The organism is Micromonospora sp. CPCC 205558 (genome assembly GCF_036902955.1).
GTDB lineage: Bacteria > Actinomycetota > Actinomycetes > Mycobacteriales > Micromonosporaceae > Micromonospora.
Genome location: NZ_JBAKHR010000009.1, coordinates 166,748 through 187,216, shown reverse-complemented (window position 1 = coordinate 187,216; position 20,469 = coordinate 166,748). Strand labels below are relative to the sequence as shown.

The following is a 20,469-nucleotide window of genomic DNA, read 5'->3' as shown; positions in this document are numbered from 1 at the left end:
CCGGTTGCGGGCCCTTCCCGTTGTCGTACGGTCAGATGATCGTCCAGGTGTCGCCGCTGTTCAGCAGGCCGGCGAGCTGCTGCTCGGGGGTCTCGGTGACGGTCGCCTTGGCGGCCGCGAGCTGAGCCTGCACCACGCTGTCGTAGGACGGTCGGTCCACCGAGCGGAACACCCCGATCGGCGTGTTGCGCAGGTCCAGACCGGGCAGCCGGGACAGCGCGAAGGCGTACGCCGGGTCGGTCACCGTCGCGTCGTGCACGACGATCTCCTCCGGGCGGACCGAACTGGTGTCCCGGACCTCCAGGCCGAAGCCGCCCGGCGGGTGCACCACGCAGAACCGCCCGTCGGCACCGAAGGTGATCGGCTGCCCGTGCTCCAGGCGGATCAGGTAGTCGTCCCGGGTGGACGGGTCCTTGAGCTGGTCGAACGCCCCATCGTTGAAGATGTTGCAGTTCTGGTAGATCTCCACGAACGCCGAACCCTCGTGCTCCGCGGCGGCCCGCAGCACCGACTGCAGGTGCTTGCGGTCGGAGTCGATGGTCCGCCCGACGAAGCTGGCCTCCGCGCCGAGAGCGAGCGAGAGCGGGTTGAACGGGGCGTCCGCCGAGCCGGCCGGCGTCGACTTGGTGATCTTGCCGACCTCGGACGTCGGAGAATACTGGCCCTTGGTCAGGCCGTAGATCCGGTTGTTGAACAGCAGGATCTTGAGGTTGACGTTGCGCCGCAGCGCGTGGATCAGGTGGTTGCCACCGATGGAGAGCGCGTCGCCGTCGCCGGTGACCACCCAGACCGACAGGTCCGGCCGGGACACCGACAGGCCGGTCGCGATCGCCGGGGCCCGACCGTGGATCGAGTGCATCCCGTACGTGTTCATGTAGTACGGGAAGCGGGACGAGCAGCCGATTCCGGAGACGAAGACGGTGCGTTCCCGGGGGATGTTCAGCTCCGGCATGAACTGCTGGATGGCCGCCAGGATCGCGTAGTCACCGCAGCCGGGGCACCAGCGCACCTCCTGGTCGGATTTGAAGTCCTTCGCGGTGAGCTTGACGGCCACGGGCTCAGACATTCTTCAGCACCTCTTCCAGCGTCGTCTCCAGCTCGGCGGCCGTGAACGGAAGGCCGCGGACCTGGTTGTAGCTGATCGCGTCGACCAGGTAGCGGGCCCGGATGACATGGGCGAGCTGGCCCAGGTTCATCTCCGGGATGACCACCTTGTCGTACGAGCGCAGCACCTCACCGAGGTTGGCCGGCATCGGCGCCAGGTGCCGCAGGTGCGCCTGGGCGATGGAGAGGCCGCGCTGACGGACGCCGCGGCACGCCGCGCCGATCGGCCCGTACGTCGAGCCCCAGCCGAGGACCAGCACCCGAGCGTCGCCGTCCGGGTCCTCCACCTCGATGTCCGGCACCGGGATCGTCTCGATCCGGGCCGCGCGGGTGCGGACCATGAAGTCGTGGTTGGCCGGGTCGTAGGAGATGTCGCCGGTCTTGTCGGCCTTCTCCAGACCGCCGATCCGGTGCTCCAGGCCCGCCGTGCCGGGGATCGCCCACGGTCGGGCCAGGGTCTCCGGGTCACGCAGGTAGGGCAGGAAGGTGGTGCCGTCCTCACCGTTGGGCTTGGTGGCGAACTCGACCCGCAGGTCGGGCAGCGACTCCACGTCGGGCAGCAGCCACGGCTCCGAGCCGTTGGCGACGTAGTTGTCGGACAGCAGGATCACCGGGGTGCGGTAGGTCAGCGCGATCCGGGCCGCCTCCAGCGCCGCGAAGAAGCAGTCCGACGGTGACCGGGGCGCGATCACCGCGACCGGCGCCTCGCCGTGCCGACCGTAGAGCGCCATGTTGAGGTCGGCCTGCTCGGTCTTGGTCGGCATGCCGGTCGACGGACCGGCGCGCTGCACGTCCACGATCACCAGCGGCAGCTCCAGCGCCACAGCGAGCGAGATCGTCTCGCTCTTGAGCGCCACGCCGGGCCCGCTGGTGGTTGTCACACCGAGCGACCCGCCGTAGGAGGCGCCCAGCGCGGCGCCGACGGCGGCGATCTCGTCCTCGGCCTGCACGGTGAGCACGCCGAAGCGCTTGTGCTTGCTCAGCTCGTGCAGGATGTCCGACGCGGGTGTGATCGGGTACGCGCCGAGGAAGACCGGCAGCCCGGAGCGGACCCCAGCCGCGACCAGCCCCAGCGAGAGCGCCGCGTTGCCGGTGATGTTGCGGTACGTGCCCGGCTGCATCTTCGCCGGCTTGACCTCGTAGCGGACCGCGAAGTCCTCGGTGGTCTCGCCGAAGTTCCAGCCGGCCTTGAAGGCGGCGACGTTCGCGGCGACCAGCTCCGGGCGGGCCGCGAACTTGCGCTCCAGGAAGCGCAGCGTCGACTCGAACGGCCGGGAGTACATCCACGAGAGCAGGCCGAGCGCGAACATGTTCTTCGACCGCTCGGCGTCCTTCTTGGACACCTGGTGGGCGGCGAGCGCGCCGACCGTCATCGAGGTCAGCGCCACCGGGTGCACGACGTAGCCGGCCAGCGAGTCGTCGTCCAGTGGGCTGGTCTGGTAACCGACCTTGGCGAGGTTGCGCTTGGTGAACTCGTCGGTGTTGACGATGATGTCCGCGCCGCGCGGCAGGTCGGCCAGGTTGGCCTTGAGCGCCGCCGGGTTCATCGCCACCAGCACGTTGGGCGCGTCGCCCGGCGTGAGGATGTCGTAGTCGGCGAAGTGCACCTGGAAGCTCGACACGCCGGGCAGGGTGCCGGCGGGCGCCCGGATCTCGGCGGGGAAGTTTGGCAATGTGGAGATGTCGTTGCCGAGCTGCGCCGTCTCCGAGGTGAACCGGTCGCCGGTCAGCTGCATGCCGTCGCCGGAGTCACCGGCGAACCGGATGACGACCCGGTCGAGTTGACGGATCTGCTTGGTCACTGTGCCACCTTCGTTCGCGACTGCGGGGCTTGCCCGGCCACGGAACCTCCTTGACGCAACGCTTCACCGCACCGCTCCAGGCTGGTCCGGCCGCTGTCGTTCCTCACCTGAGAGCCTACGTCTAAGGGAGCCCTAACTATCCCCGGAGGTCCGCCGACTGGGACCAGGCAACGGTGAAAAATGCCCACGTTTGCGATACTACGCCCCGCCCGCCGTAATTCAGATCACCACCCGGTCGCACCGACGACCCCGGCCGGGCGGTGCCGGGGTCGTCCGTCGATCAATCGGCGGGACTGGGCGCGGGCTCGGGCGGCGGGCCGGCGAACCGGCGGCGCAGCGAGGTCGTGGCCAGCGTGAGGGCCAGCACCACCAGCAGCGTGGAGACCACGATCAGGATGACCGCGGTGCGCTGCACCGAGGTCAACCCGCCGTCTCCGGTCGCGGCACCGGCAGGGAGTACGCCCTGCGAGCCGGTCGGCGCGGGCGGCGAGACCACCGGCGTGGCCAGGGCGGCCGCCGCGGTGATCCGGAAGCTCATCTGCACCCGACGGGTCGGTCCGCTGCGTGGATCGAGTTGACCGATCACGGCACCGGACAACGGCGCTTCCCGCTGGGCCTGCGGCGTCGCCTCCACCGGCAGCCGCAACTCGGCGGTCGTACCCGCCAGCACCAGGCCGGCGTCACAGCGGGTACGTGTCGCGTCGACCGCCACGCAGCCGAGCGGTGGGCTCGGCACGGTCACCCCGGCCGGCAGGGCGACCTCGACCCGGCCGGCGGCGTCCACCGAGCCGGTGTTGCCCAGCCGGAGCGTGAGGGTGCCTGGGCTGCCACTGATGTCGAAGGCCACCTCGTCGGCGGCGAGCGCGACCCCGGGCACCGGCGGTCCGGGTGGGAAGAGCACCGCGAAGCCCTGGTCGTCGGTGGCCTCCCCGGCCACTCCCGGCGCGTCCGCGATGACCTGGACGGAGCCGCTGAGCGGCATCTGCTTCCACGCCGTGCCAGCGACCTGTAGGCGCAGGACGGTGCTGAACCGGACGCCCGCCGCCGCGGTCCAGGCCCCACAGCGGTACGCACCACCACCGGCTGCGGCGCAGCCCTTCGTGCCGTCGTCGGTCAGCCCGACGGGCAGCGTGTACGAGAGGCGGATCCGTTGGGTGGCGGTACCCGTGTTGTGCACAGTGACCTGCAGGGTGGCCGCCGTGCTCGGCAGATTCCAGTACGCCTCGGTGAGGGTGACGTCGCCGGTGGTCACCTGCACGCCCAGCGGGCTCTGCGGCGGTGCCGCTGAACCCGGCGCGGACGGGCGCACCGGCGGAGCCGGCGGTGTGGGGGGAGCCGGAGGTGTGGACGGGGCCGGGGGGACCGTCGACGGCGTCGGGGGAGCCGGGCTGGGCGGTCGGGTGGTGCCGCCCGGCGCGGGGGCGACGGTGGTCGGCACCGGCGGGACCTCCGGGGCGGTGGTCACCGGTGCCGGTGGCGTCGTTTCCGGTGGTGGAGCGGTGGTCTCCGGTGCCGGCTCGGTCGGCTCCGGTTCGCCGCCCGGCACCTCGGTCGGGGTGGGCTCCTCCGCCGGGGTGGTCGGGGGGCCCTCGCCTCCCGGCTCGTTGATCGGGTCGGCCGAGGTCGCGACCGGATCCGCGACCGGTGTGGCCGCACCGGCCCCGGCCGGTGCCAGGGCGAGCGCCGCGAGCAGGCCGAGCGTGAGCGCCAGCAGGGGCGCGGAACGCCGCCCCTCCGCCCGGTTACCGGGCGATGCCTTCACGCGGGCCATCTGTCCTCCGGTGCCATGGGTGGGTGTCCCATATTCGGTAACAGTTGCCTCGGTGCACTAGTCCCATCTGGAAACAAATCCGTAACGTGTTGGGACCGGCCCGTCCGGGCGGACGGTAGGCTGCCGACTGTGACCGGATACCTGGGCTCGTACGCGACGCTTGGGCTCCTGCTGCTCGTCAGCGTTCTCTTCTTCGTTACGGCGTTCTCCGCCAACCGGGTGTTACGCCCGGCGCGTCCGGCCGACCCGCCGGGCAAGCGGGCCAGCTACGAGTGCGGGCTCGATCCGGTCGGTGCCGACTGGGCGCAGATGCAGATCCGCTACTACGTGTACGCGTACCTGTATGTGCTCTTCGCGGTCGAGGCGGTGTTCCTCTTCCCCTGGGCGGTGGTCTTCGACCGGCCGGGCTTCGGTCTGGTGACGGTGGTGGAGATGGCGGTTTTCGTGGCGGTGCTCGCCCTCGGCATCCTCTACGCCTGGCGTAGGAACATCCTCCGCTGGACCTGAGCGCTCCGGCCTCCGGCGATCGTGTCGGTCTGTCCGGCCGATCGAGGTCGGTTACGGCAACAACCGGTTACCGCACCAACTGGTCAGGCGAGCCCTCGGCGGGTCGCCGTGGGCGGGCGGTCGCCTCGGATCGAGGCCACCATGTCCAGCACCCGGCGGGTCGGGCCGACCTGGTGGGCCCGGAAGACCCGGGCACCCAACCAGGCCGAGACCGCCGTGGCGGCGAGCGTCCCCTCCAGCCGTTCGGCCACCGGCAGACCCAACGTCTCGCCGATGAAGTCCTTGTTGGAGAGCGCCACCAGCACCGGCCAGCCAGTTCCGGTCAGCTCGTCCAGTCGGCGGGTGATCTCCAACGAGTGCCGGGTGTTCTTACCGAAGTCGTGCGCCGGGTCGATGAGGATGCCGTCGGGGCGTACCCCTGCCGCCACCGCGCGCTCGGCGAGCCCGGTCACCGTCGCGACCACGTCGGCGACCACGTCGGTGAAGGCGGCCCGGTGCGGCCTGGTCCGCGGCGTCAGGCCGCCGGCGTGCGAACAGACCAGCCCGGCGCCGGTCTGCGCGGCCACCGCCATCAAGGTCGGGTCGGCGCCCGACCAGGTGTCGTTGAGGAGGTCGGCGCCGGCCGCCACGGCCTCCGTCGCCACCTCGGCACGCCAGGTGTCGATGGAGATCACCACCTGCGGAAACGCGGCCCGGACGGCGGCGATGGTGTCCACCGTGCGTCGGATCTCCTCGGCGACGCCCACCTCCGCGCCGGGGCCGGCCTTGACCCCGCCGATGTCGATGATGGCCGCGCCCTCGTCCACCGCCCGTTCCACAGCGCGCAGCGCGCTGTCGGCGGCGTAGGTGGCACCCCGGTCGAAGAACGAATCCGGTGTGCGGTTGATGATCGCCATCACCACCAGCTCGCCGGGGGCGAACGTGTGCCCACCCAGTCGAAGCGCCCCGGCCATGCCCGCCTCCTGGAAGTTCGCGCCGTCGCCGCCGCGTCGGCCGGTCCCGACGCTAGTCGGTCGCCCGTCCGTGATTCCGGGCGGGCGTCGCGCCGATCGTGATCGGGGTGGGTGGCGGGGTCGCTCCGAACCGGCTGCCATGCCACGATCAGTACATGGGTCAGCTTCTGCTCCTCCTGGTCGTGGCGTTGACCGTCGCGGCGGTGATATTCGGCGTGACGGTGCTGGTCAGCGGCCGTGATCCCGGCCTGGTGCCGGCCGAGCCGGATTCGCAGGCCGTGGCGTTGCCGGGCACCCGCCCGTTACGCGAATCCGATGTGGGGGCGGTCCGTTTCGACACCGGGCTGCGCGGGTACCGGATGGACCAGGTCGATCAGGCGATGCGCCGTGCCGCCTACGACATCGGTTACAAGTCCGAGCTGATCGGCGTACTGGAGTCGGAGGTCATCGCGTTGCGTGAGGGGCGCACCGACGACGCGGACGTGCTGCGCCAGGCCCGTGAGCAGTCGGCCAGCAAGGCGACGACTGCGGACGCGGCGAAGCCGGACGACGCAGCCGAGTCGGACAACGCAGCCGGGTCGGACGAGGCAGCCGAGTCGGACAACGCAGTGGAGCCGGGTAAGGACGCGCCGCTGACCGACGAGGCCGGCTCGGCCCCGGTCGGCTCGACGGCCCCCGGCCAGGTGCCCGTCGCCACCTCGTCCGCGGCGGACTCCGATGGCGTGGCGCCCGCCCTGGGCGACTCGGCCGATGCTGAGCAGACCGCCGCGGCACCCGCCGACGGCACCGAGCAGCGCGACGCGGTGGTTCGGTCGGAGTCGGCGTGACCGAGCCGGAGGGCGCCGACGATCTTCGGGAGGCGGCCCGACCCGGTGCCGGTGAGGTGACCGCCACAGTGATCGTCGACGCCCCGGCGGAGCGGGTCTTCGCCGCGCTGCTCGCCTGGGAACGTCAGTCGGACTGGATCCCGTTCACCCGCGTCCGGGTGGTCGAGGGCGATGGGCGCGAGGGCAGCCGGATCGAGGCGGTGACCGCGCTCGGCCGGGCGACGCTGCGCGACGAGATGCGGGTGGTCCGGGTCGACGAGCCGTACGAGATCGGCGTTGTGCACCACGGCCAGCTGCTGCGCGGCCCGGGGGTGCTGCGCTGCACCCAGCTGGGCCGGGCGCGCACCCAGGTTGTCTGGCACGAGTGGTTCCACCTGCCGGGCGGCCGGGCTGGTCGACTGGCGTGGCCGGTGCTCTGGCCCGGCTCCAAGCTCGGCCTCACCCAGGCACTGAAGAGGTTTGCCCGTCTGGTCGAGCAGGGCCGGCTGCCCTGACTGTGTGATCCGGTGCCGGCTGCCAGCCCGGTGCGCGGAAGAGATGCCCGGCGCGATGCCGCCAGGTCACGGCGGCGCGCAGGTCCCGAGCGATCGAGGCGTACTCGTGGAAGGCCACCCGGACGGGGTTGTAGCTGCCGACGTTCTTGGTCAGGCCGTACACGCAGCGCTCCCGTTCCGGCGCGAACGACCTGAAGAGCCGGTCCCAGACGATCAGGATGCCGCCGAAGTTGCGGTCCAGGTAGCTGCCCTGCGACGCGTGGTGCACCCGGTGGTGCGACGGGGTGTTGAAGACCGCCTCGTACCAGCGCGGCATCTTCTCGATCCGCTCGGTGTGGATCCAGAACTGGTAGAGCAGGTTGACCGAGCCGCAGAACGCGACAACCGCCGGGTGTACGCCGGCCACGATCAGCGGGACGTAGAACACCCAACTGGTCAGGCCGGTCCACGGCTGGCGCAGTGCGGTGGAGAGGTTGAACCGCTGCGACGAGTGGTGCACCACGTGCGACGCCCAGAGGATGCGGATCACGTGGTGGCTGCGGTGCGACCAGTAGTAACAGAAGTCCTGCGCGAGCAGGATCAGCGGCCAGGTCCACCAGAGCTCGGCCACCCGCAGCGGGGTGAGCGCGTAGAGCAGCGCGTACGCGGCCGCGATCGGCACCTTCCAGAGCAGGTCGGTGAAGATGCTGCCCAGCCCCATCGCGAGGCTGGTCGCGGTGTCGGCGCCGCCGTAACCGACCTCGTCGTCGTCGCGGTGCAGCAGGTAGGAGACCCGCTCCAGCACGATGAGCAGCACGAAGGCCGGGATCGACCAGGCGATGACGTCCGGGAACTCCTTCACCGTGGCCTCCGCTCGCCGTCGCCGGCGGGGTGCACCGCTGGGTGACCCCGACTTACCGGTCGGTAACAAGCACCATAGGCAGCCGGGCGACCGGTGGCAATGGGGTGTCGGTGCGATGCCCTAGCGTGTACGAGGTGACTGACCTGGTGATCGGCGCTGATGGGCTGGCTCGCTGCGCCTGGGGGTCGAGCACCCCCGACTACGCCATCTACCACGACACCGAGTGGGGGCGGCCGCTGCACGGCGACGACGCGCTCTACGAGCGGATGACCCTGGAGGCGTTCCAGTCCGGGTTGTCCTGGTTGACCATCCTGCGCAAGCGGCCGGCGTTCCGGCTGGCCTTCGACGAGTTCCACCTCCCGACCGTCGCCCGCTACGACGACACCGACGTGACCCGGCTGCTCGCCGACGCCGGCATCGTCCGCAACCGGGCCAAGATCGAGGCGGCGATCGCCAACGCCCGCGCCGCACTGGAGCTGCCGGAGGGCCTGTCCGCGCTGCTCTGGTCCTTCGCGCCGGAGCAGCGGCCGGCCCGCCCCGCGTCGTTCGCCGAGCTCGCGCCGATCACCCCGGAGTCGACGGCGATGGCCAAGGCACTCAAGAAGCGCGGCTTCCGGTTCGTCGGCCCCACCACCGCGTACGCGCTGATGCAGGCCACCGGGATGGTCGACGATCACATCGTCGGCTGTCACGTCACCCTGCCACCGGCGGCGTGATGAGATGGCAGACATGACGACCGAGACCGCGCACCGGGCCGGTGCGGCCGGCAACGCCGACAGGGTGGGCACCTGGGCCGTGCTGCTGCCCGCCGAGCGGTACGAGGCCGAGCGGCTCGTGCACCACGACACGCTGGAGCTGACCGGGCTGACCGACGTCGCCCGGCCGGGGCCGGAAGACCAGGTGGCGGTGCTGGTCGACGCGCCGCCACGGCTGGTGGCCCTCGGCCGGGTCACCGCCCCGGGCCAACGCCACCGCGAAGACCCGGACGACCCGCAGTCCCCGACCGAGCCGGGGACGCTCGTCGTCGCGTACACCCGACGGGCCTTCGACGAGCCGGTGCCGGCCGACCTGCTGACCCTCGACGGGCCGGTCACCGCACTGGAGCCAGCGGCCTTCCGGGCGCTGGCCGACCAGCTCGGCCCGGCCCCGGCACGGCGCACCTGGCTGGTCAGCCTCGACCTGCCGATCGAAGCAGGGACGCCCGCCGAGGCGGTTCGACTGTTCTGGTCCTACGTGCAGGAGCTGGGGCCTCGTGAACTGCCCGCCTTCGTCTCGCCGGCCGGTGACGAACTGGCCATGCAGGCGTTCGTGCTGGGCGAGCAGGCCAACCAGGACCCAGAAGAGGACGACTAGCGAGGCGGGTCAGCGCCCCTCGAAGACCGGCTTCTGCTTGGCGACGAAGGCGAGCGTGGCCGCTCGGTGGTCGGCGGTGGCGCCGCAGATCGACTGGGCCTGCGCCTCGGCCGCGAGGGCGTCGGCGAGGGTGCCGGCATCGGCGATGGAGAGCTGCCGCTTGATCGCCCCGTACGCGACAGTCGGGCCGGCGGCGAGGCGGGCGGCCAGTTCCTGGGCGACGGGCAACACCTGCTCGTCGTCGTCCGTCAACCGGTTGAGCAGGCCCAACCGGCAGGCCTCCTCGGCGCGGACCGGCTCGGCCAGCATCAGCAACTCCACAGCCTTGGCGTGGCCGACCAGTCGGGGCAACGTCCAGGAGGCGCCGGTGTCGGCGGCCAGACCGACCTTGGCGAAGGCCATCAGGAAGCTGGTGGTCGGACCACCGATGCGGATGTCGGCCAGGAACGCCAGCGACGCGCCCGCCCCGGCGGCCATCCCACGAACCGCGGCGATCACCGGCTTGGGCAGGTTGGCGAGCCGGGCGGCGATCGGGTTGTAGTGCGCCCGCACGGTGCCCAGCGGGTCACTGGCGGAGTTTTCCAGGGTGGACACGTGCTCGCGCAGGTCCTGACCGGCGCTGAACGACCCGCCCGCCCCGGCCAGGACGACCGCACGGCAGGACCGGTCGGTCTCCAACTCCGCCAGGGCGTCCCGCAGCGCCTCCTTGAGCGCCACGTCGAACGCGTTCATCGCGTTCGGCCGGTTCAGCGTGAGGGTGACGACGGCATCGGTCCGGTCGACCAGCAGCGGCTCGGTCACGTGTCTAACGACCCTTCTGTCGGACGATGCGGTTGCCGGCGTCGAGGCACTGTTCGACGTACCGGTCGGCGGCCGGACGCAGCCGGGCCGCGTGCCGGTCGAAGAAACTGGCCGCGGCGGTGCCAGGCCACCGCTCGGGCAGCAGCGCCGGGGGCAGCTGCGGATCCTGGAAGAGGAACGTACGCCACGCGTGCACGAGGCGGAACCGCGCCGCGTACGCCTCCTCGTCGGTGCTGCGAACGGTGACCGCGGCGAGCAGCGGGCGCTGGTCCGCGACGAACCGTTCGTAGGCGTGGCCGATCTCGGTCAGGTTCCAGGCTCGTCGGACCACGCCCATCGCGCCGGGGGTGCCGGAGAAGTGCGAGGCGGTGAACCGTTCGAACCGGATGCCGGTCTCGGCGAGGAGCAGATCGACATCCTCGGCGGGGCGGGTGGCGACCCAGGTCTGCTCGTCGAGCGTCCCGTAGCCGAGGAAGCTCAGGTTGGCGGCGAGCCGCTGGCGGTCCCGTCGGGAGCCGGGGGCCTCCAACACCAGCAGATCGAACCGGCCGTCCCAGGTGACCCGGCCGGTCCGGTAGATTCGGGCGGCTGCCTCGTCGAGTCTTCGGGCGGCTTTCGGTGTGATCGAATATCCCGGTCCGGAGACCAACCGGAGTGGCTCGAGCCAGCCTTGGCGCACCATCCGGGACACGGCGGTGCGAACTGCCGGCGGCGCGATTCCCAGCGGCGCCAGCAGCTTGACCAGGGCAGCAACCGGTGCCCGGCCACCCCTGGGACGGAGGTGGTCGCCGTACAGGTCGAAGAGTGCCGACCGTGCCTGCATGACCGCACATTGTGACAGGCCTTCTCAAGATAAGCTAGATGCTGTTACATCAATGCTGCTCCGGTTTGGGTCCGGCGGTGTTCATCAGGGAAAATCGTTGGTCGACACCCCCGTGACCGTTGCGGGTGGTTGTGACGAAGTGGCTGTGGGGCAACCCACCGACCCTGGTGTAGGTCTGAGGGGAGACAACATGGCGGCGATGAAGCCGCGGACGGGCGACGGTCCGCTGGAAGTCACCAAGGAGGGGCGGGGCATCGTCATGCGGGTCCCGCTGGAGGGCGGTGGCCGGCTCGTCGTCGAGATGACTCCCGACGAGGCCAACGCGCTCGGTGACGCACTGAAGGCAGCGGCCGGCTGAGTAAGGAGTGCTCCGGGCGGTGTGAGCCGCCCGGACCGTTCTTCAGACCCTGAGCCACCGGAATCGCCGGTGGCTCAGGGTCTTCAACGCTGCGGGCAGGTGGGTTCGCCTCCGTCCGCGACACTTTCCTGGAGGTACGGTTCCGCGTGCTCGCCATCCGTCTGATCGCCGAGCCCGACCGGCTCGACGTCCTCGTCCTGCCTGTCCGTCCTGCCGACTCGACGGCGGACGGTGACACCTCGGCCGAAGCCGTGTCGACCGCCGTGGCGCCCCCGGACGGCACTGCCGACGAGGCAGCCGCGCTGGCGTCAGCGGCCCGGCTGACGGGCCGAGCCGGCGAGGTCCACACCCAGTTGCGCCCCGGGCGTACCCCCGGCCGGCTGCTGCTGCTCGGCATCGGTGACGGCGACGAGGCGGCCTGGCGGACGGCCGGCGCGGCCCTGGCCCGCTCCGCCGCGACTGAGACGCATATCACCATCTCGCTGCCGGCCGAGGTGACCCCGGCCGAGGTTCGCGGCCTGACCGAGGGTCTGCTGCTGGCTCCGTACCGGTTCCGACTCACCGAGGCCGGCGACCGACCGGCGCTCACCGACGTCGACCTGCTGCTCGCCGACCCAACCGGGTACGAGGACACCGTCGCCACGGCCCGGACCACGGCCGCGATGACCCACCTCGCCCGGGACCTGACCAACACCCCCTCCTCGGTGAAGACCCCGCAGTGGTTCGCCGATCAGGTGGCCTCCGCCGCAGCCGATCTTCCCGACCTGCGGCTGCGGGTCCGTGGCCCGGCCGAGTTGACCACCGAGGGCTTCGGCGGGATCCTCGCCGTCGGCGGTGGCTCCGCCAGCGGACCTCGGCTCGTCGAACTGGACTGGCACCCCGCCGACGCGCGTACCCACGTGGTGTTGATCGGCAAGGGCATCACCTTCGACACCGGCGGCATATCGATCAAGCCGGTGGCGTCGATGAAGCTGATGCGCAAGGACATGGCCGGCGCTGCCGCGGTCGTCGCCGCCACCCTGGGCGCCGCCGCGCTGCGGCTGCCGGTGCGGATCACCACGTTGGCCCCGCTCGCCGAGAACATGGTCAGCGGCTCGGCGTTCCGCCCCGGCGACGTCATCCGGCACTACGGCGGCACCACCAGCGAGACGACCAACTCCGACGCCGAGGGCCGGCTGGTCCTCGCCGACGCGCTGGCGTACGCGGTGCAGCAGCTCAAACCGGACCTGCTGCTCGACCTGGCAACGCTCACCGGCGCGAACTCGGTGGCGTTGGGCAAGCGCACCGCCGCCCTGTACAGCGAGAACGACGAACTGGCCGCCGGCGTGCTGGCGGCGGTCGCGGCGGCCGGCGAGTCGGCGTGGCGGATGCCGCTGCACACCGACTACGTCGAGTACCTCGGCAGCGAGATAGCCGACCTCTACAGCGCACCGACCCAGGGTGCCGGCTCGGTGCTGGCCGCGCTCTACCTGCGCGAGTTCACCGGCGACCTACGCGACCGCTGGCTGCACCTGGACATGTCGGCCCCGTCCTGGGCCGACGGCGACCAGGCCGAGGTCAGCCGCGGCGCCACCGGCTGGGGCGTCCGGTCGTTGCTCCGCTGGCTGGCCGACGTCAACTAGGGTCAAAGCCCCGGCTCGACCGGGGCTTTGACCCGTCCTGGGCCCGGCTCAGCACTTCACCGCGGCGAGCAGCCCGTGCCCGACCGGAAGCAGCGCGGGGATCCAGTGTTCCGACTCCCGGACCGCCTTGATCGTCTCGCGAACCGTCACCGTCTCCGCGTCCCGGGCGGCCGGGTCGCCGATCCGGCCACTGGCCAGCACGCCGTTGAGGGCCAGCACGCCGCCCGGCCGCAACAGCCGCAGCGCCGCCTCCACGCAGGCATGGAAGCCGGTCGCCTCCGCGTCCACGAAGACCAGGTCGTACGCACCGTCGGCGAGCCGGGGCAGCACGTCGAGCGCCCGGCCGGTGATGATCCGCGTGCGCCCGGCCGCGAAGCCCGCCTCGGCGAAGATCCGCCGGGCGATCCGCTGGTGCTCCACCTCCACGTCGATGGTGGTGAGCACGCCGTCGGCGCGCATGCCGCGCAGCAACCAGACGCCGCTCACCCCGGTGCCGGTGCCGATCTCCACCACCGCACGGGCATTACCGGCGGCGGCCAGCAGCCGCAGCGCCGCTCCGGCGCCGGGAGTGACCGCGTCGAGGCCGACCTCCCGGGCCAGGCTACGGGCGGTACGCAGGACGAGATCCTCGGTGACGTACGACTCGGCGAACTGCTGAGCCTGCGTCGTCGAACTGCCGGAACCGGCGACCGTGGCGATGGGGCACCTCCGGGGGCGGTGCGTGGTGCGGGGGCGGGTTGGCACTGTGAGCGTAGAGGCGACCGTCGTGGGACGCAGCCGCGCCTCCGCCGGAAGCGATCACCGGGGCAACCGCTGACTGCACCGCGTACATCCGTGCAATCCTGGAGGCGGTATCCCGTCAGCCGCGACCAGACCGGCCCGTGGCCGGGCGACGCGGCGCGGGATCCGGGGACGGACTGGGAGGCACCGACGTGACCGACGGCTGGGACTGGCGCCGGGGCGGTGAGACTCCGGATCCGGCGCGACCGCCCGGGGCAGGAGCCCCGTCGGTGGGGCCGACCATGCCGGGGGCTGACCGCGCGCCCTTCGCCTCGCCGGGTGGCGGGCCGGCATCGAGTTGGCCGGGGCATCCCGTTGGGCCGGGGCATCCCGTTGCATCGGCGTCGCCCGTTGGATCGGCGTCGAGCTGGCCGGCGCCGGCCGCGGTTGGGCCCAACTCGGCCGACGGGTCGCCCTGGTGGTCGGACGCACTCGCCGACCCGTGGCGCGACCCGGCGGCACCGACCGCGGTGGTGGTGCCCGGGGTGGTGGCCCCCGGCACCGAGCCCGAGCCGGTCACCGACCCCGACGCGCCAGGCCGGCCGACACTGCGCCAGCTGCTGCTCATCCCCGTGATCACCGCGCTCCTGGCCGGCACCCTCGGCGGTGCGCTGGGCTACGCGTTCGCGGTGCGCGGCGGAGCTGGTGCTGCGGTCCTCGGTGGTGCGCCTGCCGAGGTGCCGGCGCTGGCCCAGCGAAAGCCAGAGTCGTTGGCCGGGGTCGCCGAACGGGTCCTGCCCAGCGTGGTCACCGTACGGGTGAGCAGCCTCGGCGGCACCAGTGAGGGCTCCGGTTTCATCGCCACCGCCGACGGTCATGTGATCACGAACGACCACGTGGTGGCCGGCGGCAGCGGCAAGGCCTCGGTGGTCTTCAACGACGGCAGCACCGCGCCGGCGACAATCGTCGGGCAGGACGCGGAGTCGGACATCGCGGTGATCAAGGTGAGTCGTCCCGGGTTGCGACCGGTGGAGTTCGGCGACTCCGACGCGCTGGCCGTCGGCGACCCCGTGCTCGCCATCGGGTCGCCGTTGTCGCTGGCCAACACGGTGACCGCCGGCATCGTGAGTGCTCTGGACCGGACGATGCAGGCCGGCGAGCCGGGCGGCCCGGTGCGTTACTACGCCGCTATCCAGACCGATGCGGCGGTCAACCACGGCAACTCGGGTGGCCCACTTGTCGACGGCGCCGGCCGGGTGGTCGGGGTGAACTCCACGATCAAGTCGCTCGTCGCCGAGGGGCAGGAGGCGGGCAACATCGGGCTCGCCTTCGCCATCCCGATCAACCAGGCCAAACGGGTGACCCAGGACATCATCGGCACCGGCAAGGCTCGGCGTACGGTGATCGGCGCCCGGGCGGACGGCCCGACCGGGGTTGTCGGGGGTGGCCTGCGGCTGGCCGAGGTGGAGCCGTCCGGCCCCGCGGACGGTGCCGGTTTGAAGGTCGGCGACGTGATCCTCAAGATCAACGGACGGCCGATGACCGAGCCGACGGACCTGACCGCGCTGGTCCGCAAGTACGCGCCGGGCTCGGTCGTGACCGTCGAGTATCGGCGGGGTTCCGCCCGGCAGAACACCTCGGTAACTCTCGCCGCGGACGCGAAGTGAACAGCGGCTCACCCCTTGCCCGAAAGCCGTCCGGCGTGCGTAGTCTTGCTGCTGACGCCGTGAGGAGGCCTGCGGGATGCTCGACAACCTGAACGCGTGGGAGATCGGTGGGCTGCTGCTCCTGGCGCTGCTGATCTTCGGTGACCGGCTCCCCGCCGTGATCACCGACGGGATGCGGTTGGTGCGCAACCTGCGCAACATGGCCCGCAACGCCACCGGTGACCTGAGCCGCGAGCTGGGCACCGACATTCAGCTGGAAGACCTGCACCCGAAGGCGTTCATCCGCAAGCACCTCCTCAGCGAGGAGGACGAGGCGGCGATCCGCAAGCCGTTGAAGGGCGTCTACGACGACCTGCGGGCGGACGTCGGCGGCGTGCACAACGACCTGAAGGACGTGGCCAACGCCGCCGACCTGCGGTCGAATGAGGCCCGCTCCGGCACGGCCACCAGCAGCCCTCCAGCTCCGGCCCCCCGCGTCAGCTACGACGACGCCACCTGACCGACCCGCACCCTGACCCGGCCGGTGCCCGCCCGGCCCGGTTTTCAGGAAGTCGGCCCTTCAACCGGCGTGGAATGCCGCGACTTCCGGAAACCCGAGTTGCCCACGCCACGCCACGCCGCGCCACGCCACGCCGCGCCACGCCACGCCGCGCCACGCCACGCCGCGCCATGCCAGCCGCGTCGTGGCGGCCTGGCTGGCCCACCACCGACACGACTCAGCCCGCCGGCCAACAGTGGCCGACGGGCTGATGGTGTTCGTGATTGGTCAGCGGCCGGCGGGCTTGAGGCCGAGTGGCTTGCCGAGCAGCGACTCGCGGCGCAGGGCGAGCCGGTCGGCGATGGTGCCGAGTGCCTGCGCGGCCGGCGACTCCGGCTCGGCCAGCACGACGGGATTGCCGGCGTCGCCGGCCTCGCGGACCCGGGTGTCCAGTGGAATCTGCCCGAGCAGCGGCACCTGCGCGCCGATGGTCCGGCTCAGCGACTCGGCCACCGCGACACCACCGCCAGCGCCGAAGATCTCCATCCGGGAGCCGTCCGGCAGCTCCAGCCAGGACATGTTCTCGATGACGCCGACCACCCGCTGGTGGGTCTGCAGGGCGATCGCCCCCGCCCGTTCCGCCACCTCGGCGGCGGCGGTCTGCGGGGTGGTGACGATCAGGATCTCCGAGTTGGGCAGCAGTTGGGCCAGCGAGATGGCCACGTCACCGGTGCCCGGAGGCAGGTCGAGCAGGAGCACGTCCAGGTCGCCCCAGTAGACGTCCGCCAGGAACTGCTGCAACGCCCGGTGCAGCATCGGGCCGCGCCACACGACGGCCGCGTTGCCAGACGTGAACATGCCGATGGAGATCACCTTCACGCCGTGCGACTGCGGCGGCATGATCATGTCTTCGACCCGGGTGGGTCGGCCGTCCGCACCGAGCATCCGGGGGACCGAGTGGCCGTAGATGTCCGCGTCGACCACTCCGACGGAGAGCCCCCGGGCGGCGAGCGCCGCCGCCAGGTTGACGGTCACGCTGGACTTGCCGACGCCGCCCTTGCCGCTGGCCACCGCGTACACCCGGGTGCGCGAGCCGGGCTGGGCGAACGGGATGACCGGCTCTTCGGTGGCGCCGCCACCGCGCAGCTGCGACTGCAACGACTGCCGCTGCTCCGGAGTCATCACACCGAAGTCGATCTCCACGCCGGTGACGCCGGGCACCGCGGCGACCGCGGCGGTGATGTCCGTCCGCAGCTTGTCCTTCAGCGGGCAGCCGGCGACGGTGAGCAGCAGCTCGACGCGGACGACACCGCTGGCACCGATCGTGGCGGAGCGGACCATGCCCAGCTCGGTGATAGGCCGGCGGATCTCCGGGTCGTTGACGGTGGCCAGGGCGGCCTGGATCGCGTCCTCGACGGTGCTCACGGGTGCTGACATGCCCGCAATGCTACGTCGCGGGGCATCCGCTGCCGCCGCTGCCCGGGGCGGTGTGAGCCAATCGATGACCCGTCGGTCAGCTGTCTGACCGACGCGGGGCGGTGCCGTCCGGTCGGGCCTCCCGGGTGTGGTCACCGTCCAGGTCGTCGCGGGGTTCGTCCAGGCCGACGCCATCGGTCGGACGCTGGCCTCGTTGCTCCTGGCGGCTGTCCTTCTCCTGCTGGCGGCGCTCCAGCCGCTGCCGGCGTTGCCCCATCTCGTCCAGCTCCTCGGCCAACCGGGCCAGCTCGGAGCGGAGGAAGTCACGGGTGGCGACCTCACCCAGGGCGATCCGCAGGGCCGCGATCTCCCGGGCCAGATACTCGGTGTCCGCCTTCTGTGCGGTGGCCCGCCGCCGGTCCTCCTCCAGAGCCACCCGGTCCCGGTCGGCCTGCCGGTTCTGGGCCAGCAGGATCAGCGGGGCCGCGTAGCTGGCCTGCAGGGACAGCACCAGGGTCAAGAACGTGAAGGTGTACGGGTCGAAGCGCAGGTCCGCCGGGGCCAACGTGTTCCAGACGAACCAGATCGTGATCACCACGGTCATGACGACGATGAAGTTCGCCGTGCCCATGCCCCGGGCGATGCCCTCGGACCACCTACCGAACGCCTCCGCGTCGAACCGGGGCAGCTTGACACCCCGGGGCTCGCGTGGCTGGTCGAGACGCTCCGTCCGCCGCTGGTCAGCCATCCGCGCCGTCCGGCGCGGTGTCGGTGCTCCCCGAGGCGGTCAGGGCGTCACGGTCGCGCCAGTCCCGAGGTAGCGAGTGGTCCAGCACGTCGTCCACCGTCACGGCGCCGACCAGCCGGTTGCTCCGGTCGATCACCGGCATGGCGACCAGGTCGTAGGTGGCCATCCGGCGGGTGATCTCCGGCAGCGGCGTGGTGGGACGCAGCGGGTCGATGTCGTTGACCACCACCTTGCCCAGCAGATCGGCCGGGGGTTCGCGCAGCAGCGCCTGGAAGTGCACCATGCCCAGGTAGCGGCCGGTGGGCGTGTTCTGTGGTGCCCGGGTCACGAAGACCTGCGCGGCGACGGCGGGGGAGAGCTGGGGCTCCCGGATCCGGGCCAGTGCCTCGGCGACTGTGGCGTCCGGCGGCAGGATGACCGGCTCCGAGGTCATCACACTGCCCGCCGTGCCGGGGGTGTACTTCAGCAGCTGACGTACGGGGTCGGCCTCGTCCGGCTCCATCAGGTCCAGCAGCACGTCCTGCTCGGGTAGGGGCAGCTCGTTGAGCAGGTCCGCTGCGTCGTCCGGGTCCATCTCCTCCAGGACGTCGGCGGCCCGTTCCCGGTCGAGGGCCGCGAGGATCTCCACCTGGTCGTGCTCCGGCAACTCGCTGAGCACGTCGGCCAGTCGCTCGTCGTCCAACGCGGCAGCGACCTCGTTGCGCCGTGTGTCGGGCAGATCCTGCAACGCGTTGGCCAGATCGGCGGGGCGCATGTCCTCCAGCACGGCAAGCAGGTTCGCCGTACCCCGGTTGTCGGCGATGCCGCTGAGCCCGCGTACCCGGTCCCACTCGACCTGGTGCAGGTGCCCGCGGCGGCTGAGCCGACCGGTCTGCTCGCGTACGGCGACCCGGGTCAGCGACCACTCGCCACCCCGGGTGCATTCCATCGCGACGTCCACGACCGCGCCGGGCTGGCCGCCCGGGTCGAGTTGCACCCGCCGGTCGAGCAGTTCCTGCAGCACCAGCAGCTCGTTCGGGCGTTTCTCGAAGCGGCGCAGGTTGAGGGTGCCGGAGCCGAGCACGACGGCATCCGCGTCGACGGAGGTGATCCGGTTGATGGACAGGAAGATCCGACGACGCATCGGCATCTCGGCGACGAGGCCCACCACCTCCGGCGGACGCTTGGTCGCCCGGAGCCGTGCCACGGCGTCACGAACCCGGCCCACCTGGTCGCCGTTCGGGTCGAAGACGGCGACTCCGGCGAGACGGGCGATGTAGATCCGGGTCGGCGTGCTCACGGGCACCAGCCTAAGCGCCTAGTGTTTATCAACATGTCGACCTTGGCCTACGAGATCGTGGACGTCTTCACCGATCGCCCCTTCGCCGGCAACCCGCTGGCGGTGGTGTTCGGCGCCGAGGCGCTGGCCACCGAGCAGATGCAGGCGCTCGCGCTGGAATTCAACCTCTCCGAGACGGTGTTCGTGCTGCCGCCGACCCAGGTCGGCATCACCTATCGGGCCAGGATCTTCACTCCGGTGGAGGAGTTGCCGTTCGCCGGGCACCCCAGCGTCGGCGCGGCGGTCACCGCGTGCCGGCGGGGGATGTTCGGTGTGGGGCAGGTCACCCAGGAGTGCCAGGCCGGGGTGCTGCCGATCGAGGTGACCGCGTCCGGGGCGACGCTGACCGGTGGCACCCCGACCCTCGGGCCGGAGCTGGATCCGGAGCCGCTGCTGGAGATCGCCGGGCTGGCCGCCGACGACCACATCGGGCCCGCCCCACGTGTTGCCGGCTGCGGGCTGGAGTTCCCGTACCTGCCGGTGCGGCCGGAGTCGGTGGCCCGCGCCCGGGTGAATCCGGCGGCGGCGCAGCGGTACGGGGTGTCGCACGTCAGCGTCTTCTCCTGGGACGCGGCCGCGCAAACCGCGCACGCCCGGGTCTTCGTGCCGGGGATGGGCGTTCCGGAGGACCCGGCGACCGGTTCGGCGGCGCTCGGCCTCGGTGTCTGGCTGGTGGCGAGTGGTCTGCTGCCCGGCGAGGGGCGCTCGGAGTACGCGGTCCGTCAGGGCGTGGAGATGAACCGACCGTCGGCGTTGGCCTGCACGGTCACCGCGGCGGACGGCGCGGCGGTCGGCGCGACGGTCGCCGGTCAGGTGATGCCGGTGGCCCGAGGCGAGATCGCCGTGCCGCCGTTCGTGGGCTGAGC

At 71.7% G+C, this 20,469-nt stretch carries 21 protein-coding genes; 10 read left to right on the top strand and 11 right to left on the bottom strand.

Features of this window, described 5'->3' with window-relative positions; all coding sequences use genetic code 11:
• Positions 1–31: 31 nt before the first annotated feature.
• From V6U86_RS13425 to V6U86_RS13415, 3 genes are all read right to left on the bottom strand, one after another.
• Positions 32–1,066 carry a 2-oxoacid:ferredoxin oxidoreductase subunit beta gene (locus V6U86_RS13425; protein ID WP_334502696.1) on the bottom strand — a complete coding sequence of 345 codons (1,035 nt, stop codon included), beginning with the start codon at positions 1,064–1,066 and terminating at the stop codon, positions 32–34.
• Positions 1,059–2,906 (bottom strand): 2-oxoacid:acceptor oxidoreductase subunit alpha, encoded by a 1,848-nt coding sequence (locus tag V6U86_RS13420; RefSeq protein WP_124777423.1) that lies wholly within the window; start codon positions 2,904–2,906, stop codon positions 1,059–1,061. The genes V6U86_RS13425 and V6U86_RS13420 overlap by 8 nt, the downstream gene beginning before the upstream one ends.
• A 280-nt stretch (positions 2,907–3,186) precedes the next feature.
• Entirely contained in the window at positions 3,187–4,677 is a 1,491-nt protein-coding gene (locus V6U86_RS13415; protein WP_334502692.1) for a hypothetical protein, read from the bottom strand.
• A gap of 129 nt (positions 4,678–4,806) precedes the next feature.
• Between V6U86_RS13415 and ndhC the strand changes: the two genes are divergently transcribed.
• Positions 4,807–5,184 carry an NADH-quinone oxidoreductase subunit A gene (gene ndhC / locus V6U86_RS13410; protein WP_334502689.1) on the top strand — a complete coding sequence of 126 codons (378 nt, stop codon included), beginning with the start codon at positions 4,807–4,809 and terminating at the stop codon, positions 5,182–5,184.
• 83 nt (positions 5,185–5,267) lie between these two features.
• Here the strand turns inward: ndhC and folP are convergent, their stop codons facing one another.
• Positions 5,268–6,137: a dihydropteroate synthase gene (gene folP / locus V6U86_RS13405; protein WP_334502687.1), complete on the bottom strand. Its 870-nt coding sequence runs from the start codon at positions 6,135–6,137 to the stop codon at positions 5,268–5,270.
• Between the two features lie 155 nt (positions 6,138–6,292).
• On the opposite strand from folP, the gene V6U86_RS13400 reads away from it, so the two are divergent.
• Both V6U86_RS13400 and V6U86_RS13395 read left to right on the top strand, forming a co-directional pair.
• Positions 6,293–6,964 carry a DivIVA domain-containing protein gene (locus V6U86_RS13400; protein ID WP_334502685.1) on the top strand — a complete coding sequence of 224 codons (672 nt, stop codon included), beginning with the start codon at positions 6,293–6,295 and terminating at the stop codon, positions 6,962–6,964.
• Positions 6,961–7,458 carry an SRPBCC family protein gene (locus tag V6U86_RS13395; RefSeq protein WP_334502683.1) on the top strand — a complete coding sequence of 166 codons (498 nt, stop codon included), beginning with the start codon at positions 6,961–6,963 and terminating at the stop codon, positions 7,456–7,458. The genes V6U86_RS13400 and V6U86_RS13395 overlap by 4 nt, the downstream gene beginning before the upstream one ends.
• On the opposite strand, the gene V6U86_RS13390 is transcribed toward V6U86_RS13395, so the two are convergent.
• A complete protein-coding gene (locus V6U86_RS13390; protein WP_334502681.1) occupies positions 7,403–8,299 on the bottom strand; it encodes a sterol desaturase family protein in 897 nt (298 codons plus the stop codon). The two genes, V6U86_RS13395 and V6U86_RS13390, sit on opposite strands and share 56 nt — an antisense overlap.
• Positions 8,300–8,433: 134 nt before the next feature.
• On the opposite strand from V6U86_RS13390, the gene V6U86_RS13385 reads away from it, so the two are divergent.
• Together V6U86_RS13385 and V6U86_RS13380 are read left to right on the top strand one after the other, a co-directional pair.
• Positions 8,434–9,015 carry a DNA-3-methyladenine glycosylase I gene (locus V6U86_RS13385; RefSeq protein WP_334502679.1) on the top strand — a complete coding sequence of 194 codons (582 nt, stop codon included), beginning with the start codon at positions 8,434–8,436 and terminating at the stop codon, positions 9,013–9,015.
• A gap of 13 nt (positions 9,016–9,028) precedes the next feature.
• Positions 9,029–9,652, top strand: coding sequence for a hypothetical protein (locus V6U86_RS13380; RefSeq protein WP_334502677.1), 624 nt, complete (start codon positions 9,029–9,031; stop codon positions 9,650–9,652).
• 9 nt (positions 9,653–9,661) lie between these two features.
• Here the strand turns inward: V6U86_RS13380 and V6U86_RS13375 are convergent, their stop codons facing one another.
• Positions 9,662–10,453 (bottom strand): enoyl-CoA hydratase-related protein, encoded by a 792-nt coding sequence (locus tag V6U86_RS13375; RefSeq protein ID WP_334502674.1) that lies wholly within the window; start codon positions 10,451–10,453, stop codon positions 9,662–9,664.
• Between the two features lie 4 nt (positions 10,454–10,457).
• Complete coding sequence (locus tag V6U86_RS13370) at positions 10,458–11,276, bottom strand: PaaX family transcriptional regulator (RefSeq protein WP_334502671.1); 819 nt, start codon at positions 11,274–11,276, stop codon at positions 10,458–10,460.
• 190 nt (positions 11,277–11,466) lie between these two features.
• Between V6U86_RS13370 and V6U86_RS13365 the strand changes: the two genes are divergently transcribed.
• Both V6U86_RS13365 and V6U86_RS13360 read left to right on the top strand, forming a co-directional pair.
• Positions 11,467–11,634, top strand: coding sequence for a DUF3117 domain-containing protein (locus V6U86_RS13365; RefSeq protein WP_007455245.1), 168 nt, complete (start codon positions 11,467–11,469; stop codon positions 11,632–11,634).
• A gap of 146 nt (positions 11,635–11,780) precedes the next feature.
• Positions 11,781–13,256: a leucyl aminopeptidase family protein gene (locus tag V6U86_RS13360; RefSeq protein ID WP_334502669.1), complete on the top strand. Its 1,476-nt coding sequence runs from the start codon at positions 11,781–11,783 to the stop codon at positions 13,254–13,256.
• A 48-nt stretch (positions 13,257–13,304) separates the two neighbouring features.
• On the opposite strand, the gene V6U86_RS13355 is transcribed toward V6U86_RS13360, so the two are convergent.
• A complete protein-coding gene (locus V6U86_RS13355) occupies positions 13,305–13,874 on the bottom strand; it encodes an O-methyltransferase (protein ID WP_145786483.1) in 570 nt (189 codons plus the stop codon).
• 314 nt (positions 13,875–14,188) lie between these two features.
• On the opposite strand from V6U86_RS13355, the gene V6U86_RS13350 reads away from it, so the two are divergent.
• Positions 14,189–15,643, top strand: a complete 1,455-nt coding sequence (locus tag V6U86_RS13350; protein WP_334502667.1) for a S1C family serine protease — start codon at positions 14,189–14,191, stop codon at positions 15,641–15,643.
• Between the two features lie 76 nt (positions 15,644–15,719).
• Positions 15,720–16,142 (top strand): preprotein translocase subunit TatB, encoded by a 423-nt coding sequence (locus tag V6U86_RS13345; protein WP_334502665.1) that lies wholly within the window; start codon positions 15,720–15,722, stop codon positions 16,140–16,142.
• A gap of 267 nt (positions 16,143–16,409) precedes the next feature.
• Here V6U86_RS13345 and V6U86_RS13340 read toward each other — a convergent pair whose 3' ends face one another.
• The 3 genes from V6U86_RS13340 to V6U86_RS13330 all read right to left on the bottom strand — a co-directional run bounded on the left by V6U86_RS13340 (position 16,410) and on the right by V6U86_RS13330 (position 19,564).
• Positions 16,410–17,558, bottom strand: coding sequence for an Mrp/NBP35 family ATP-binding protein (locus V6U86_RS13340; protein WP_334502662.1), 1,149 nt, complete (start codon positions 17,556–17,558; stop codon positions 16,410–16,412).
• 76 nt (positions 17,559–17,634) lie between these two features.
• On the bottom strand, positions 17,635–18,285 hold the full coding sequence (locus V6U86_RS13335; RefSeq protein ID WP_334502660.1) for a DUF1003 domain-containing protein: 651 nt from the start codon (positions 18,283–18,285) through the stop codon (positions 17,635–17,637).
• A complete protein-coding gene (locus V6U86_RS13330) occupies positions 18,278–19,564 on the bottom strand; it encodes a magnesium transporter MgtE N-terminal domain-containing protein (RefSeq protein ID WP_334502658.1) in 1,287 nt (428 codons plus the stop codon). The genes V6U86_RS13335 and V6U86_RS13330 overlap by 8 nt, the downstream gene beginning before the upstream one ends.
• Positions 19,565–19,597: 33 nt before the next feature.
• Between V6U86_RS13330 and V6U86_RS13325 the strand changes: the two genes are divergently transcribed.
• Positions 19,598–20,467, top strand: coding sequence for a PhzF family phenazine biosynthesis protein (locus tag V6U86_RS13325; RefSeq protein ID WP_334502656.1), 870 nt, complete (start codon positions 19,598–19,600; stop codon positions 20,465–20,467).
• Positions 20,468–20,469: the final 2 nt, after the last annotated feature.